The sequence below is a fragment of the Aminobacter sp. J41 genome (assembly GCF_000526635.1).
Taxonomy (GTDB): Bacteria; Pseudomonadota; Alphaproteobacteria; order Rhizobiales; family Rhizobiaceae; genus Aerobium.
Genome location: NZ_JAGL01000002.1, coordinates 42,996 through 59,289, shown reverse-complemented (window position 1 = coordinate 59,289; position 16,294 = coordinate 42,996). Strand labels below are relative to the sequence as shown.

Here is a 16,294-nt window from a genome sequence, read left to right as displayed (position 1 = left end):
TCGCTGGAATGTAGTGATTCTAAACGGAAAGGCCAGACTTTGTTCGCATCTTGTTCTGTGCGAACGCGGAAAGCCTACGCGTTGGTTGCCGTTTCGAGCCGGCTGATGCGCCGGTCGGTGAAGTTGAGCCTGCCGGCAATTATCGGCGACACGATGGCGGCGAGCGCCGGATCCCGTTCGATGATCGCGGTGAGGTCCGGGATCTGGTTCATCGCAACGAGGCTGAGAAGGTCATGGCGGACCTCGCCCTCGGCGGTGCGGGGCAGGGCAGCGACCTGCTGAACGAGGTCGGCGCGCGCGCCGTTATCCAGATTGTCCTGCGAGGCGCGCAGCTGGGCGCTGATGTCGCCATCAGCCTCCACAAAGGCGTAGAGGCCGACGCCCTTGCGCGGCAGCGGGTAGAGGGTGAGCGCAACGTCGCGCACACCCGGCACCTTCTGCAGAGCGGCGGTGATGATCTCGCCCTCGTGCTGAAGGCGGTCGCCGGTACCTTCGCCGTCTGACCAGTTGAAGATGCCGCGGGTGATCAGGTTGTAGACCTTCTTGCCGGTCGCCATCCAGATGCGGCTCGGCAGCGAGCGGCGGGCGAGGATGCGCTTGCCGGTGGGCGTCATCAGATCCGGCGCGAAGGAGCGCATCTGCTTCAGCAGGTGGCGGAAGTCCTCATAGGCCATGAAGCGGTAGAGGGCGCCGCGGCGCCGGTGGCGCGAGGCGAGCTGGAAGTCGATGACCGATGCGCGGCCTTCCGGCGTCATCAGCCAGTTCTGCGGCTTTGCAAGGTCGTTGTGGGTGATGCCGGCGCGGCGCAGTTGCCGCAGCAGCCGGAATGCATCCTTGTAGAACTCGCGTGAGGAGGGGCGGGCGAGGTGCAGCGGCGCGCCTTCGGTCCAGGTGCGCTCGAGCCCATCCTTATCCGTATTGATCAGCTGCGGCGTGCCTTCAATTCCCTTTACCGCACGTAACGCGGCAATCTCGCGGCGCGCAAGAATCCAGGCGAGCGGACGCGTCCAGATCGGCGAGGCGGTCACGACACGGCGGATCACCACCTTGTCAGGTTCGCCGGCCAGATACCCCTTCTGCGTTTCCGAGAAAACGTCGCGCTTCAGAACCGCCTTTGCAATGAAATCCGTCATGTTTCGTCCTGTTGGTCGGCCGTCCCTACATGCCAGTTCCAGTCGAGACAAGCCTCGCGGCAAACCGGAGCGGGTGAGCGCCTGTACGGCACTGCGCCTTCACCACACGCCACTGCGCGCGGTGGCTCCTGCCATTTTACGCCGTTTCGGGTGCAAACGCGCTCCAAACCCTCCGCAGCGGTGGTCAGGCCTTGCGCTTGATGCCGATGGAGCGACCGGCGCGCTCCGGTCGCGGCAGAATGGAATGCTCGGCCCGCATCGCCTCGATGTTGGCGAGGATGTCCGGCGGCATCGGGCACACCTTCGGGCCGTTCATGTCGACGTGGAGCGTCAGGTTCTCGCAAGTCGCCGACAGCCAGCCGTCGACATGGCGCAGCTCCTGGTAAAAATGGAAGCGCTTTTCGTCGTAATCGAGAAGGTGCAGCGAGCAGGTAACCTTGTCGCTCAGATGCAGCTCGCGCACGTAACAGACGTGGATCTCCGCCGTGTAGGTCGTCAGGCGCCGCTCGCGCGCATAGTCAGGGCCCATACCCAAATGCGCGAAGGCTTCATCTGCGCCCTGGTCGAAAAGGACGTTGTAATAGGCCATGTTGAGGTGGCCGTTGTAGTCGATCCATTCCGGCTGGATCTCCAGGACGCGGGAGATGAACGGAGCTGCGACAGGCATTTTGGCTCGGCTCCTTTGCAGTTCTGGCGCTGGACAAGAAGATCGGGCTTTGCTCATAGCGGATAAAGGAAACATGGTGGTTACACAAGCTTAGCCGCCGCAGGGGAGAAGCGCTGATGGCTCTGGCCGATCTTCAGGCAGTCGAGAGAAATGAAACCGGCATCGCCGCTGTCGTCGAGATCTTGCGGCAGCGATTTGGCGACCGTTTCCAGACGGGCGAGGCGATCCGCGGGCAACACGCCCACACGACGACCTACATTCCCTCGCAGCTGCCTGACGGCGTTGTCTTCGCAAAGTCGACCGAAGATGTGCAGACGGTGGTGAGGGCATGCGCCGAGCACCGCGTGCCGGTGATCCCGTTCGGCACCGGCACCTCGCTTGAGGGCCACGTCAACGCGCCGGGCGGTGGCATCTGTATCGATCTTTCCGGAATGAACCGGATCATTTCCGTCAACGCCGAGGATCTCGACTGCACCATCGAGCCGGGCATCACCCGCGAGGAGCTGAACGCGTATCTGCGGGACACCGGCCTGTTCTTCCCGATCGATCCGGGCGCGAATGCGAGCCTTGGGGGCATGGCCTCGACGCGGGCATCCGGCACCAATGCGGTGCGCTATGGCACTATGCGGGAGAACGTGTTGTCGCTGACGGCTGTGATGGCCGACGGCCGCGTCATCAGGACAGGGCAGCGTGCCAAGAAGTCGTCTGCCGGTTACGACCTCACCCGTCTGCTCGTCGGGTCCGAAGGAACCCTCGGCGTCATCACCGGGCTGACGCTGAAACTCTACGGCATCCCGCAGGCAATCTCCGGCGGCGTCTGCCCGTTCCCCAGCGTGGAGGCTGCGTGCCAGGCAGTGATCGCGACGATCCAGATGGGCATACCCGTCGCGCGCATCGAACTCGTCAACACGCTCGGCATGAAGGCGCTGAACGGCTATGCCCAGCTGGGCTACCCGGATTCGCCCTGCCTGTTCGTCGAGTTCCACGGCTCGGAGGCTGGGGTGAAGGAGCAGGCCGAGATGTTCGGCGAGATCGTTGCCGAATATGGTGGAGGGCCGTTCCTGTGGACCTCGGCCGCTGAAGAGCGGACAAAGCTCTGGAAGGCGCGGCACGACGCCTACTGGGCGATGCTGTCGCTGCGCCCGGGCGCCAAGGCGCTTGCGACCGACGTCTGCGTGCCGATCTCGCGCCTTGCCGAGTGCATCCGCGAGACGGAAGAGGACATTGCCCGCTCCGGCCTGATCGCACCGATCGTCGGCCATGTCGGCGACGGCAATTTCCACGTCCAGGTGATGACCGACCCGTCGAGCCCGGAAGAGATTGCGGCGATGGAGGCCTTTGTCGCACGGCTCAACTTGCGCGCGATCGCCATGGACGGCACCTGCACCGGTGAGCATGGCGTGGGGCAGGGCAAGACGGCATTCCTGCGCCACGAGGTGGGCGATGGCGTCGACTTCATGCGCATGATCAAGCAGGCGCTCGACCCGCTCAACATCATGAATCCGGGGAAGACTCTGCCTCCTGCAGCCTGAGAGGCTTTTGCCACTTTATCGACACGCGATTGAGGGTAAAGTACTGCCGGCTTTGGCAAATTTGGCGGGAGAAGCAGGCTGGCCCGATTATTCGTCGCCATAGGCGGTTTGCTCGTGCTGGCGCTGACCGCAGCGCTGGTGGGGCCCTACTTCGTCGACTGGACCTCCTATCGCGCCGACTTTGAGCGCGAGGCGGGACGCATCCTCGGCCGTGAGGTCACGGTCAGGGGTGACGCGTCGGCGCGCCTGCTGCCATTTCCCTCCATCACCTTCACGGACGTTGTTGTCGCCGGCATCAAGCCCGGTGAGCCGGCGATGACCGTCGAGACCTTCTCGATGGATGCCGAGCTTGCCCCGTTCATGCAGGGCAACATCCACATCTTCGACATGCGGCTAGTTCGCCCGTCGGTCGTGATTGACGTTGCCGAGGACGGCGCGCTCGACTGGGCGGTACGTCCCTCGGTGCCGCTCGGCGCCACGCACGTCTCGCTCGAGAAGCTGACGATAACCGAAGGCAAGGCCGTCCTCCGTCACGCCGCGAGTGGGCGCACGCATACGCTGACCGAGGTCAATGCCGAGCTGTCGGCGCGCTCGCTGGCGGGCCCGTGGCGGATGGAAGGTTCGCTGCGTCTCGACGGCATGCGCACGGCGCTTTCGATCAGCACCGGCGCGGTCGACGAAAACGGCATGCGCATTCGCGTCCGCGCGCAGCCTGAGGCCTATCCTTTCACTCTGGAGACGGACGGCACCGCGCGGGTTGAGGATGGTCGCGCGGAATATGCCGGCAACTTCCGCCTCAACGCGTCCGCGCTTGGGGAACAGCCTGCCGAGAAGGAGGGGCCGCCCGCCTACCGCGTTGGCGGCAACTTCCTGTTCGATCACGCGGCGCTGAAGGTCGAAAAGTTCCGCTTCGAGACTGGGCCTCTCGACGATCCCTACATCGCCGAGGGGAGTGCGGAGTTCGACCTTGGCCCGCAGCCGAGCTTCTTCATCAGCGCCGATGGCGCCCAGGTGCGGTTCGACGAGGCGATTTCGGCCGAGAGCGGTGCTGTCAGCCTGGAGACGCGCATCGCCGCCGTCCGCGACTTCCTCCTCGACATGCCGCGCCCGGCCATTCCGGGCCGCATCGAGGTCGCGCTGCCGGCGGTCGTGGCTGGCGACACGACGATCCGCGACGTCCACCTGCACGCAGCGCCGGCCGAAGGCGGCTGGGCGATTGCTTCGCTTGGTGCGACGCTTCCGGGCCGGGCGACGCTTGAAGCCAGCGGCGACCTTACCGTCAGCGACGATCTCGGCTTCAAGGGCTCGCTGCTCCTCGCAGTCGGCCAGCCGTCGGGCTTCGCCGCCTGGCTAGCACGCGACGTAGATGACGTGATCCGGCGACTGCCGGCAGCAGGTTTCAGCGCCAAGGTCGATCTTTCCGCGGAACAGCAGCTGTTCGAGGATCTCGAACTGATCCTCGGCAAGGCCAAGTTCACCGGCGAGATCGTCAGCCGGACGCCTGCCAATCAGAAGCCGTCGATGTCGCTCAAGCTCGATGGCAATGAACTCGACGTGGAGGGCATGAGCGCGTTGGCGTCGCTGTTCATCAGCGACGAGGGCAGGACGCGCCACGCTGACCGCGACATCGAGTTCCAGATCGCCGCCGGGCCGGTGACGGCGGCTGGCCTGACTGCCGAGTCGCTGGATACGGCGCTGCGCCTCAAGGACGGCACGCTCGAAATCGACAAGCTGTCGATTGGGGGGCTCGCGGGAGCCAATGTCAGCGCAACCGGTTCGGTCAAGAACGTCGGTACCGAGCCGGCGGGCACCATTGATGCAACCATCATCGCCGCCGACCTTGCGCCGCTCGTCGAGGCGCTCGGCGAGCGCTTCCCCAACAACAAGATCATTGCGTCCTTGGCGGACCACAGCGTCGGCTATCCGGGCCTGTTCGAGGACGCCTCGATCCGCGTCGTCGGCACCTCGGCCAAGGCGGGTGAGGTGCTTGGCCTTGCCGTCAGCGCCTCGGGCGAAGCTGGCGGTACGACCTTCTCGCTTGCGGGCTCTGCCAGCGACATTCTCGGAGGTCTCGAAAACAGCGCGATGAAGCTGGAGCTGTCGGCGCGTAACGACGATGCCTCAGCGCTCTATGCGCTCGCGGGCATGCCCAGCCTGCCGCTCGGCATGATCGGGCAGGGCAGTGCCGAGTTCAGCTTCGAGGGCCAGCTTGCCGGGGGCGGCAAGACGAAGTTCCTGTTCATCGGCGATGGCCTGTCGGCGAGCTTCCAGGGCGAAGCAGCACTCGCCGACGAACACATCACGCTGAATGGCAGCGCCGCGCTGGTGGCGGACGACCTCGAGCCGTGGCTGGCAACCGCGGGCATATCTCTTCCCGGCTTCGGCTACGGCCTGCCGGTGTCGATCAAGGCGGAACTGGACGAACAGGAGGGCCTGCTGGTCCTGTCCGGCCTGACGGGCCGGGTCGCGGAGACGACGATCGACGGGGACATCAACGCGCAGCTGCGCGAGGGCGCGCCTCACCTAACTGGCGCGCTACAGCTCTCCAATCTCGACCTCAGGCTGGTGTCGGAAATGCTGGTGAGCGCGCAGGCGCTGGAGGCAGCAGAGGATGGATGGCCGACGACGCCGTTCGCCACGACCGTCTCCGCCCCGTTCACTGCCGAACTCGATCTTGGCGTGACGCTGCTCACCGCAGGCGGTGGCTGGCACTCCGACGACGCGCGCTTCACGCTGAACCTCGGCCAGGACGGCGCCGCGTTCTCGCGCTTCATCGGCAACGCCTATGGCGGGCAGCTCACCGGCAATGCCGAGTTCCGCAACAATGCCGGCTCCGGCATGCTCTCGGGCCAGCTGAAACTCGCCGGTGCGGATGCCCGCATACTGTTCGGCGACAAAGGGCTGACCGGCGAGATCCAACTGACGACGACCTTTACCGCCAACGGCAAGTCGATCGACGGGCTGGTCTCCTCGCTGGCCGGTTCGGGCTCGGCCCACCTCAACGGCGCTGAAATTGCGGGCGTCTCGCCTGACGCCTTCGCGGATCTTCTCAAGGCCGCGGACGAGCGCGGGACCGAAATCAATGCGGAGACAACCCGGCAGTTCGCCTCGTCGCGCGTGCGGCAGGGCAGCTTCCCGGTCGAAAATGCGGACGTTGCCTTCACCATCACCAATGGCGTGCTGCGTGCGCCGCCGGTACGCCTCGGGGTGCCGGGCGCGACGCTTGGGCTCGAAATGCAGGCGAACCTGCAGCAGGGCACCTTTACCGCGAACTCGACGCTGACCTACGACCCCGGCAAACACGAGTTGGTGGGATCGGAACCTGCGGTGCGCTTCACTGCATCGGGCCCGTTCGATGCGATCGAGGTGACGGTCGAGACCGATCCACTCGGCCAGTATTTCACGCAGCGCGCGCTGGAGCGGGAGCAGGAGCGCGTCGCGGCGATGCAGTCGGCCTTGCTGGAGCGCCAGCGCCTTCGTCGGGAGGTTCGCTACTTCACGGCGATCGAGCAGGCGCGGATCAAGGCAGAGCAGGAAGCCGAGCGCGCACGGATCGAGGCGGAACGTCTTGAGCGGCTGCAGAAGCAGCTAGAGGAAGACGCGGCCCGGCGTGCGGAGGAAGAACGGACCGCCGTGGAGCCGGAGCAGCCAGCAAGCGCGCCTGAGCCCGAACAAAAGGCAGAGCCGGAGCAGACGGGCAGCCCGCCTGCCTTCTCCTTCGATGCGATCCGGCGCGTGATCGAAGAGGCACAATAGGCAGCGGGCCGAAGCCCGCTGCGGGTGACGGCGCTTAGCGCTTCAGTTCGGCGATGCCGCCGTGGTCGGCAGACCACTTCAGCGGCTGATTGAGGAACTGCTCCACGGACGCGAGCGCCTCTTCGGAGAAACGCTTCTCCTCGCGGCAAACCTTCAGCACGTCCCACCAGGTCGCGACGTAGTGCAGCTTGAGGCCGGCATCGGCGAGGCGCTGCGGGGTATCCGGGAAAATGCCGTAGTAGAAGGGCGAGAAGGAGTGCTCGACGACGGCGCCGGCGGTGCGAAGCGCCTCGGCGAACTTCAGCTTGCTGCCGCCATCGGTGGTCAGATCCTCGACCAGCAGCACGCGCTGGCCCTCGGTGAGCGAGCCCTCGATCTGAGCGTTGCGGCCAAAGCCCTTCGGCTTCTTGCGGACATAGACCATCGGCAGGCCGAGCTTGTCCGACATCCATGCCGCGAAGGGGATGCCCGCCGTTTCGCCGCCCGCCACAACGTCGAACTGCTCGAACCCTGCGTCGCGCAGCACGATCGAGGTGCCGAGGTCCATGATCGCCGAACGGATGCGCGGGAAGGAGATCAGCTTGCGGCAGTCGGTGTAGACCGGGCTCGCGAGGCCGGAGGTGAAGGTGTAGGGTTCGTCGGCGCGGATGTGGACCGCCCCGATCTCCAGCAACATCTTCGCGACGATTTCAGCTGCGACGGCCCGGTCGGGAAATGTGTTGGAGAACATGGCTTCACCCCTTCGTTGAGTGTATTTTCTGCTAGCAGCTCGGTCGGACGCCATAAAGCGCCGGCGACGAGAATTCGGTGGAACGGAAATGGCGGTCCCGCAGCCATCCGGCCGATGCGCGCGAAAATGCGACCCCTTCGACTGGCGAAACTGCTTTCAGGACTGCGCGCTCGCGCAGGTGCAGATGCCAAGCGTCCGGGTGGCGGATCGTGAGCGTCGTCAACGGTTCCTCGATGTATGCGGGAAGTCGTGGCTCTTTCGCACGAACGCGCGCGAGTTGGAACACCCCTGAAGCACTTTTTAACCGCCTTGACATGTGAGCATGCGAGGCAGACAAGCGGCTCCGGCTTTTTGCCGGACTTGCGGGGGAGCGCATCAGAATGGCCGTCGACTATACCAGCATCGCACTTGTCGTTATCGCGCTCGCGCTTGGGGGCGTCCTCAAGGGCGCAACCGGCGCTGGCGCTCCAGTGCTGGCGGTGCCGGTGCTGACGATGTTCTTCGGCGTCAAGTTCGCCGTCGTCGTCATGCTGATGCCGAATCTCCTCACCAACATCTGGCAGTCGTGGACCTATCGCGCGGCGCAGCCGTCGAAGCTGTTCGTGTGGAGCTTTGCGATCGCCGGCTGCATCGGCGTCGTCATCGGCACCGCAGTGCTTGTGTCGTTCTCTCAGTCGACGCTGACCCTGATGGTCGCCATCGCGGTATTCGCCTACATCGCGCTGCGCCTGACAAAGCCTGACTGGAAGTTGGAACTCGCGCTCGCCAAGCTGCTCAGCGTTCCTGCAGGCATGGCTGCCGGCTTTCTGCAGGGCGCAAGCGGCCTGTCGGCGCCGGTGTCGATGACCTTCATCAACGCTCTGAAGCTCGACCGCGCCGGTTTCATTGCGTCCATCTCGGTCTACTTCTCCTTCTCGACGCTGCCGCAAATCGTTGCGCTTTGGTACTTTGGGCTGCTGACCTGGACCAACCTTGCGATCAGCTTCGGCGCCTTCTTCCTCATCAGCCTGTTCATGCCTCTCGGCGCCGCACTCGCGCGCCGGCTGTCGCGCGAAGCATTCGACCGGCTGGTGCTGATTCTTCTCGGCATCATCGGCTGTAAGCTGCTTTGGGATGCCTTCGCGGCCGCTTGAAGGCCTCGTGGAGCAAAAGGCACGCTGACGCGTTCATGCCCTGACTGAAGGGAGAACGCGACATGTCGACAACAGCTTGGGTCATCATTGCCCTCGTCCTGATCGTCCTTGCCATCTGGGCATTTTCGCGGTCGAGCCGCCGTGCTGCCGCGCCTGTGCGGGAAACGGCCGCCACCCGCTCGTTCGAGGCGGAACGGGAACGCAACGCCGCAGCTGGCGATGAGCTGGAGGAGGGGTTGGAAGACACCTTTCCTGCCAGCGACCCGGTTTCGGCCACGAATACGGTAACGCCCGGAGGCCCGCCGAAGAACCAGCACTGACGCCAGAATTGAGAACGGCCCGGAGATGATCCGGGCCGTGTGCGTTTTGGAGGTCTCGCAGCCGCCTAGTAGTCGCGCTCGTAGAAGACGCCGAGCGAGGTGTCTCCATCGGTGCCGACCGCGCCGCGTGCCTTCAACTCCTCCGTGATGTCGAGGTTGATCGAGCCGCGGGTCGTGCCACCGGCGCCGGCTTCCACACCGAGATAGATGTTTTCCTGAATATACCGTCCCGCCCGAACGGCAGCGTTCCCTTCCTTGTCGGTGACGACGTCGAGGTCGTCGAGACCAACGGCATCGCGCAGGCTGCCGAGCAGGCTCGTGTTCGAGCTGCCGGCGAGTTCGGCAGCGGCCGCGGCCAGCTGCGCGATCTGCATCGGCGAGAGTTCGGACAGGCTGCGGTGGAAGATCAGGTGCGCCAGCACTTCGTCCTCGGGGAGCTCCGGCTGAGAGGAGAACGAGATGTCGAGGTCCGACACGCGACCTCCGACGTTGATGTAGACGATGGTGTCTGCAGCCTCCGACCGGGCAACGAAATCGAGATAGGGATCGAGGTCGCCGACAAGAGTCACCGTGCCTTCGTCGAAGGTGATGCGCTGGCCGAGGATGCCCAGGCGGCCGCGGATGAGCTTGAAGCCGCCGACCGGTTGGATGTCGGTCACCGGGCCGGTCAGCTGCACACGGCCGCCAAGTTCGGCATCGAGGCCACGGCCGCGCACAAAGATGCGGGCAGGGGCGTTCACGCCAACATTGAGCCGCAGAACGCTTGGGCGAGCGGTGGGGACAGGCGTGCCGTCATTGGCGCGGGCACGTACCAGCGTCTCGCGGACGCTCGCCGGAGCGTTTTTGTGGATCACATCGAGCGCTGCGGCGCTGCCGCCGAAATTGTCCGGAACGGTGATCTCTGCCCGCTCGACGTTCAGTTCGCCCGTCAACTGCGGATCGCGGGCCAGCGCCCCGCCAACGGCAAGGTTGCCGCTGACGGTTGCGACCACCATGTCCCCGTCGGCATAGCGCGCCCGGTTGAGCTGAATGCGGATGTCAGCCGGGAAACCCGCCGCCGCATTGATCGAGACCGTACCGGTTGCGCTGACAGAGCCGCCGGAGGCAAGCGCCGCATTGGCCGAGCGGATTGTGACAGTCTCGCCTTCCATTGCGCCCATGATGTTGATCGATGACAGGCGAAGGTTCGAATCGGGATCGACGAGCTGCGCACCGCTGGTCGAGAACATGCCGCGGATGGACGGCTGTTGCAGGCTGCCGGAGACGGAGCCGTTGACCTCGACGATACCGGTCAGCTGCGTGCCGCGATCGGCGAGGAAGCGGTTGGCAAGGGTCAGAGGTGCTGAGCCGTTGAGATTGATCGAGAGGCCGCTGCCCGAGAGCGGAATATCCCCGGAGGCGGTCAGGGTGAGGCCCTGCGGGCTATTCGCCGATGCCGAGGTCAGCTTGACGACGTTGTTGGCGAAGCTGCCGGAGACGGAAGCGTCCATCGTGGTGATGCCGGCGGACTGCAGGGCCGAAGCCTGCAGCCCCGAGCCACGAACGCTGAAGGTCGCCTGCGGGGCCGAGCGCGTGCCACGGATGCGCGCCTCGCCTTCCAGCGTGCCGCCGAGACCAAGGTCCGCACGAACGAGGTTGGCAATAGACAGCGGCAGGCGCGAGAGGGCGACGTTGAGGTCGAGGGCTTCCGAAGCATCTCCACGAACCGTAATGCGGCCACCTGCGACGTCGATCTCGAAGGTGTCGATGGCGATGCGTTCACCGGCAACCCGGACGGCGGCGGGCTGCGCAAGGCGTGCTGCAATCGCACCCTGGCCGAATGAAGCTTCGTCCAGCGCCAGGCGCCAGCCATTGTCCTGCGGAGCGAGCGAGCCGCGCGCCGCGCCACGTGCGCCGTTGGCAAGAGCCGTATCTGCCTGGAACTGGGTGACGTCATTGGCAGTGCTTGCGGTGGCGTTGATCGATGAGAAGTCGACGCCGCCAGCAACGACCCGCTCAGCCTTCACCGTGCCGTCGATGGCCGGAACGTTGAACAGGTCGCGGGCCGCAGCCTGAATGTCGGCGCGGCCGACACGGTTCTCGTTGATGCGCAGGTCCCGCGCGGTGGCGGTGACGTTGGCATTCTGGATCCCGTCGGCGTGCGAAAGCTGGATGTCCGCGTTCAGGGCACCGCTGGCCTGGGCCAGGAAGAGGGCGGCGGCAGTGGAAATGTCGGCCGCCTCGACCTTGATTTCGCCGTCGATGAGACCGTTCACATTCTGTGTCACCGCGCCGGTGGCGCGGGCGCCGCCGGCGGTGAAGTCGAGGTCGGTCAGGCGACGCTGGCCTTCCGCGACCGAAACACCTGCGGAAAGCTGCGTGCGCACGCCGTCGAGGAAGGCGTCGCCACCCAGCGTGCCGTCGAGGGCGCCATTGGCGAGTACGCCGTCAAAGGTGACGCTCGCATCGCTGAGGCGCTTTCCGGCCAGCGAGCCGGACGGAACACGGGCGATAGTGTTGAGCGCAAGGTTGCCGTCGGTGCCGGCGATCTTGCCCGTCGCTTCCAGCCGCCCCTGCGCCTGCGGAGTCAACAGTGCGAGGTCGGAGAGGTTGAGCGCGTAGTCGAAGTCGGCAGTGCCGGTCGCAATCGAACCGTCGGCCGTGATTTCAACGCGGTCGTTTCCGACGCGCAGGTTATTGACGTTGAGGCCATCCTCGCCGCGAGCGACACGGCCTTTGATGGTGGTGCGGCCGGCCAGCAGATTGTTGGCTGCATCTACGCCGACCTGAAGATTGTCGCTGGCGCTGTCGATGACGAGATCGAAGGCGCCGGTCAGCGGCTCGACCTTGCCGTTGGCGCGAAGGTCGATGGATCCCGCGATATCACGTCCGGCGATGCCGGAGAAGGGGGCGATGCTGTCGGCCTTGACCTCGATGGCGCCATTGTAAGCCATTTCCGCGATCTCGCCGATCAGCGAGGCGGTCAGAGCCTTCCCGGAGAGGAGCGCCTGGGTAAGCCGGATCGGTTCCCCCGCATTCCAGGAGCCATCGACATCGAGCGTGATGCGGTCGCCGAGCGCCTGGGCGACGTCCGCGCGCTTCGCGGTGATCTCCGAGACATTGCCGTCGATCGCGAAAGTCAGGCGGCGGGTGAACGGGTCGTCGATGTTCTGCTTGGTGCCGGTGAGGTTGATCTGGGTGTTGCCTGCCGCGAACTCGGCGGTCGCAAGATCCTGCACGGTGATAAGACCGGACCATTCGTCGCCTTCGCCGAAGGAGAGATTGAAGTCGGCGCGGTTGACAGTGGTCTGGCCGCCCGGAACCGGCAGCACGATGGGGGTATCCGTGCCGTCGTCCAGCGAGCCCTTGAGGTCGAGGCGGCGCAGGAAGCCGTCGGCGGTGGTTTCGGCGGAGGCGTCGATGTCGAGTGCGGCGCTGTCGATCCGCAAGGCATCAAGGCGCATGCCGCCGGCGTCGAGCTGGATGCCGTTGGCGGTGAGGCGCGTATCTGCGCCGAAGAAGTCGCGGAACTGCGCCGGGATGAGGCGGGCAATCGGTCCCCCAAGGTCCGCGGACCAGGCAAGGCCCTCCGCCTGGCGGCGCAGTGCCGCTTCGCCGCTCAGGACGCGCTCCCCGTCAGCGTCGAGCGCGAGATCGATGTCAATCTGCGAAAGGGGACCGCTGCCGGTCACCGCGAGCGCCACCGGCGGGCGGCCTTCAATGCCGAGAAGGTTGGCGACGACGCCGTTTTCGGGCTCGGTGAGGTTGAGCGAAAGGTTCAGCTGCTCGCTTTCGCGGGTGTAGGTGGCGGTCAGGTCGAACTGGCCGCCGGGGCCATCGAGGCGATCGATGTCGAGTGCGGTGTCGAGATTGCCGTCCTCAAGCCGGATTCGACCGTTGACCGACAGTTCCGACGCAAGACCAAAGACGCCTTCGCCGAAGACGACGTGTGGTACCTCGAGCGAGTCGAGATTGACCGCCACCGGCAGCTCCGGGATCTGGAACGAGGTCGCCTCGGGCGCGGGAGCGCTTTCGTCCGGCAGCGGGCGGCGCAAGACCTCGATCCGGTCAGCGGCAAGGGTGTCGATCTGCAGGCGCTGGCTGAAGACGAGAGCGGAACGGCTCCAGACGATGCGGGCGTTCTCGATACGCAGCCAGACGCCGTCGGCGTCGGCCACTGTGATCAGGCCGATAACGGCGTCGGAGGAAAGCACACCCTGGATGTTCTGCAGGCGCACTTGGCGGTTCGGCGCCGATATCTTGTCCTCGATGAAGGACAGCAGCCAGCCGCGCTCTTCCTCGGGCGTGGCGTCCTGCGCGAAGGCGGGAGCCGCGAAGAGGAAGACGAGTAGAGCAAGCAGGATACGCATCAGAAAGCCTGTCCTATGCCGACATAGACGCCCACGCTCGGATCGCCCGACCGGCGATCCAGGGGGACGGCGACGTCGAGGCGGATCGGGCCGAGACCCGTAAGATAGCGCAGACCGGCGCCGACGCCGATGCGCACATCCTCGTTGAAATCGGGAATGGTGTCAGCGCCGACATAGCCGATGTCGGCAAAGCCGACGACGCCGATGGTGTCGGTGACGCGCATGCGCGCCTCGATCGAGGCTTCGGCGAGCGAGCGCCCGCCAATGACGTTGCCGGATGGCGTAGTCACACCGATGTTGCGATAGGCATAGCCGCGCACCGATCCGCCGCCGCCCGCAAAGAACAGCAGGTCGGGCGGCAACTGGTCGACCGACGGGCCGACGAGGGAGCCGACCTTCACGCGGCCGGCGAGAACGAAGCGGTCGTCCTTGCCGAAGCCGTAATAGGCGCGGGCTTCCGCAACGGCCTTGATGGCCGGATTGCCATATTGGAATTCGTAGAAGGGCAGGACATTCGCCTCGAGGAACACGCCCTCAGTCGCGTCCGCGGCGTTGTCGCGCGAATCGTAGGTGAGGGTGCCTTGCAGGCCAAAGGTCGTGAAGTCGCGGCGACCGAACTCATCGTCTTCGTAGCGCGCCTGGGTGGCGGTGGCGAACAACTTGCCCGAGAGCTGGTCATTGAAGATGTGCGAGAAGCCCGCGGTGCCGGTGATTGCCGTGCGCGTATACGCTTCCAGCACCTCGCGGTCGCCGAAGATCGAGGCGGAGAAGTCGGTATCGGGCGTCCAGACGCCCGGCTTCACGAAGGTCGCGCCGACCCGGTAGGTGAACTCGTCCGGCTTGAACGTTTCGCCGATGCCCGCAACCTTGCCCTCGATACGCAGCCGCTCGGCACGGCCGAACAGGTTGCGGTGCAGCCAGAAGGCTTCGAGGCCGAGGCCGTCGATGCTCGACCAGGTGCCGCCGACGCCGAAACGGCGCGCCTTGCGTTCCTGGACGATGTAAGTGATCGGCAGCAGGCCGCCGGGACCAAGTTCGTCGGCTTCGTGGAAACGCGCAGCGCTGAACACGTCGAGACGGGCGATGCGGGTGCTGGCGCGCTTGAAATCGTCAGGATCGTATTCCTGGCCCTCGCGGATGCCGGTCATCCAGGCGAGCCATTCCGGATCGATGCGCTCAGTGCCCTGGACCATGACCGGGCCGTAGTAGGCCTTGGGGCCGGGATCGACCGTCAGGCGCGCGTCGACAACGTCGGCCTCATGCGCGGCAACGACGCGGCGGTCGGCAATGGTCGCCTTGGCATGTCCCTGCTGGCGCCACGCTTCCACGGCAATTCGCTCGGCCTGAAGGATGGTGCCGGAGCGGGCGAGTTCGCCAACGCGAAAGCCTTCCTCGGCCGGGTCCGGCACGATGTCGTGCTTGTCAGTGGTGAACGGTGCCTGATTGACGATCTCGGCATCGCGGAACTGGAACTGCGGACCCGGGTCGACGCGGATGGCGACCTGCGCGGTCGAAGCCACCGTCGCGTCAGGCGGCAGGTCGGCAGCTTCCCGGCCGTCGATGCGGATCGAGATGGTGCCGCCGTAGCGGCCTTCGCCATAGAGCGCGGCAAGCAGGCGCCGATAGTCCGAGCGCGCCCTCGCAATCAGGCCAGCAGCGCCCGATGCAGGCTCTTCACGCTCCGACCAGAGGGTCGAAGCGCCCTTCAGGATCTCCTCGAGATCGTCGGTGCCATTGGCGACGGAGAAATCGACCTCGTATGGCTGCGGCTCGCCAATGGTCATATCCTCCTCGGTCTCAGTCTTCTTTTTGCCGAAGAGATGGATGCCGAAGAGTTCAAAGGAATGGGCTGGAAGGGGCGCAGCGAGGAAGGTTGCACACAAAGCGGCAACGCATAACCGGCTCCAGCGCCTCGGTGGCGGGCTTTGGTCGGTCAAGATACTCCTCACACTGTCGACACACTCACTGCCGAAGGCCCTAATTGCAAACCGCCGTCCGCTTTTTCGGGCGGCTGCGGCCGAGGCCTCCGGCTCCCGCGACCTGCTCATTTTGAAGCAAATACCAGAAAGCTTCGAATGATGAGCAAATACAGCGAACAAGCGCAGTCGGCACGCAGAAAAGCTATCGCAGCGACATGCCCTTGTCCAACCGGGCACAATCACAAATCGTCGCACTTGTTCATTGACAGATGGTTTCCGTTTCGTTGCCGGCCGCAGTTGACAAGAAACTTCTTTTAATTCACACGTTAATTAAAGCGCGTGGCGAGAGGAGGAAGCTATGCCGCACATGACCGTGGACTATTCGGCTAATCTGGAGGAGCGCATCGACATGCACGGGCTCTGCAAGACCCTGCATGCGGCGATGGTCAGGACCGGCATGTTCGAGGTCGGCGGCATCCGGGTCCGGGCGCTGCGTGTGGATCACTATGTCGTCGCCGACGACGATCCGCGCAACGCCTATGTCCACCTCAGCCTCCGCGTCGGGGCGGGGCGCTCGCTAGAGGATCGCAAGGCAGCCGGCGAAATCATCTATGCCGCTGCTGTCGATTATCTCGCCGAGCTGTTCGAGACGCCGCACTTTGCGCTGTCGTTCGTGATGGACGAGCTCGATCCCACACTCAACTGGAAGAAGAACTCTATGCACGCGCGGCTGCGCGGCGCCTGACGGAGGATCC

Annotated in this window: 10 protein-coding genes; 5 read left to right on the top strand and 5 right to left on the bottom strand. The window is 65.1% G+C overall.

What is annotated here, in order from left to right; genetic code table 11:
* Positions 1-74 precede the first annotated feature (74 nt).
* The gene (locus tag L630_RS0101785) at positions 75-1,133 is read right to left on the bottom strand and encodes a serine/threonine protein kinase (protein WP_024846575.1); all 1,059 of its coding nucleotides are present in this window, start codon (positions 1,131-1,133) and stop codon (positions 75-77) included.
* Positions 1,134-1,317: 184 nt separating this feature from the next.
* Positions 1,318-1,800: a thioesterase family protein gene (locus L630_RS0101780; RefSeq protein ID WP_024846574.1), complete on the bottom strand. Its 483-nt coding sequence runs from the start codon at positions 1,798-1,800 to the stop codon at positions 1,318-1,320.
* 116 nt (positions 1,801-1,916) lie between these two features.
* Here L630_RS0101780 and L630_RS0101775 point away from each other — a divergent pair, with 116 nt between their 5' ends.
* On the top strand, positions 1,917-3,332 hold the full coding sequence (locus L630_RS0101775; RefSeq protein ID WP_024846573.1) for an FAD-linked oxidase C-terminal domain-containing protein: 1,416 nt from the start codon (positions 1,917-1,919) through the stop codon (positions 3,330-3,332).
* Positions 3,333-3,446: 114 nt separating this feature from the next.
* Positions 3,447-7,088, top strand: a complete 3,642-nt coding sequence (locus tag L630_RS0101770) for an AsmA-like C-terminal region-containing protein (RefSeq protein ID WP_144708580.1) — start codon at positions 3,447-3,449, stop codon at positions 7,086-7,088.
* A 34-nt stretch (positions 7,089-7,122) separates the two neighbouring features.
* Here the strand turns inward: L630_RS0101770 and L630_RS0101765 are convergent, their stop codons facing one another.
* On the bottom strand, positions 7,123-7,818 hold the full coding sequence (locus L630_RS0101765; RefSeq protein WP_024846571.1) for an orotate phosphoribosyltransferase: 696 nt from the start codon (positions 7,816-7,818) through the stop codon (positions 7,123-7,125).
* Positions 7,819-8,198: 380 nt separating this feature from the next.
* On the opposite strand from L630_RS0101765, the gene L630_RS0101755 reads away from it, so the two are divergent.
* Positions 8,199-8,951 carry a sulfite exporter TauE/SafE family protein gene (locus L630_RS0101755; protein ID WP_034329130.1) on the top strand — a complete coding sequence of 251 codons (753 nt, stop codon included), beginning with the start codon at positions 8,199-8,201 and terminating at the stop codon, positions 8,949-8,951.
* A 62-nt stretch (positions 8,952-9,013) separates the two neighbouring features.
* On the top strand, positions 9,014-9,271 hold the full coding sequence (locus L630_RS20900) for a hypothetical protein (protein ID WP_024846568.1): 258 nt from the start codon (positions 9,014-9,016) through the stop codon (positions 9,269-9,271).
* A 65-nt stretch (positions 9,272-9,336) separates the two neighbouring features.
* On the opposite strand, the gene L630_RS0101745 is transcribed toward L630_RS20900, so the two are convergent.
* Together L630_RS0101745 and L630_RS0101740 are read right to left on the bottom strand one after the other, a co-directional pair.
* Complete coding sequence (locus L630_RS0101745) at positions 9,337-13,623, bottom strand: translocation/assembly module TamB domain-containing protein (RefSeq protein WP_084465685.1); 4,287 nt, start codon at positions 13,621-13,623, stop codon at positions 9,337-9,339.
* On the bottom strand, positions 13,620-15,503 hold the full coding sequence (locus L630_RS0101740; RefSeq protein WP_034329129.1) for a BamA/TamA family outer membrane protein: 1,884 nt from the start codon (positions 15,501-15,503) through the stop codon (positions 13,620-13,622). The genes L630_RS0101745 and L630_RS0101740 overlap by 4 nt, the downstream gene beginning before the upstream one ends.
* Positions 15,504-15,897: 394 nt before the next feature.
* On the opposite strand from L630_RS0101740, the gene L630_RS0101735 reads away from it, so the two are divergent.
* Positions 15,898-16,284 (top strand): 5-carboxymethyl-2-hydroxymuconate Delta-isomerase, encoded by a 387-nt coding sequence (locus L630_RS0101735; RefSeq protein WP_024846565.1) that lies wholly within the window; start codon positions 15,898-15,900, stop codon positions 16,282-16,284.
* The last annotated feature ends 10 nt before the right edge of the window (positions 16,285-16,294 follow it).

Excerpts from the sequence above, each read along its gene's own strand:
- L630_RS20900 (WP_024846568.1), top strand. The coding sequence starts at position 9,014 with ATGTCGACAACAGCTTGGGTCATCATTGCCCTCGTCCTGATCGTCCTT.
- L630_RS0101755 (WP_034329130.1), top strand. The coding sequence starts at position 8,199 with ATGGCCGTCGACTATACCAGCATCGCACTTGTCGTTATCGCGCTCGCG.
- L630_RS0101735 (WP_024846565.1), top strand. The coding sequence starts at position 15,898 with ATGCCGCACATGACCGTGGACTATTCGGCTAATCTGGAGGAGCGCATC.
- L630_RS0101780 (WP_024846574.1), bottom strand. The coding sequence starts at position 1,800 with ATGCCTGTCGCAGCTCCGTTCATCTCCCGCGTCCTGGAGATCCAGCCG.
- L630_RS0101765 (WP_024846571.1), bottom strand. The coding sequence starts at position 7,818 with ATGTTCTCCAACACATTTCCCGACCGGGCCGTCGCAGCTGAAATCGTC.
- L630_RS0101785 (WP_024846575.1), bottom strand. The coding sequence starts at position 1,133 with ATGACGGATTTCATTGCAAAGGCGGTTCTGAAGCGCGACGTTTTCTCG.
- L630_RS0101775 (WP_024846573.1), top strand. The coding sequence starts at position 1,917 with ATGGCTCTGGCCGATCTTCAGGCAGTCGAGAGAAATGAAACCGGCATC.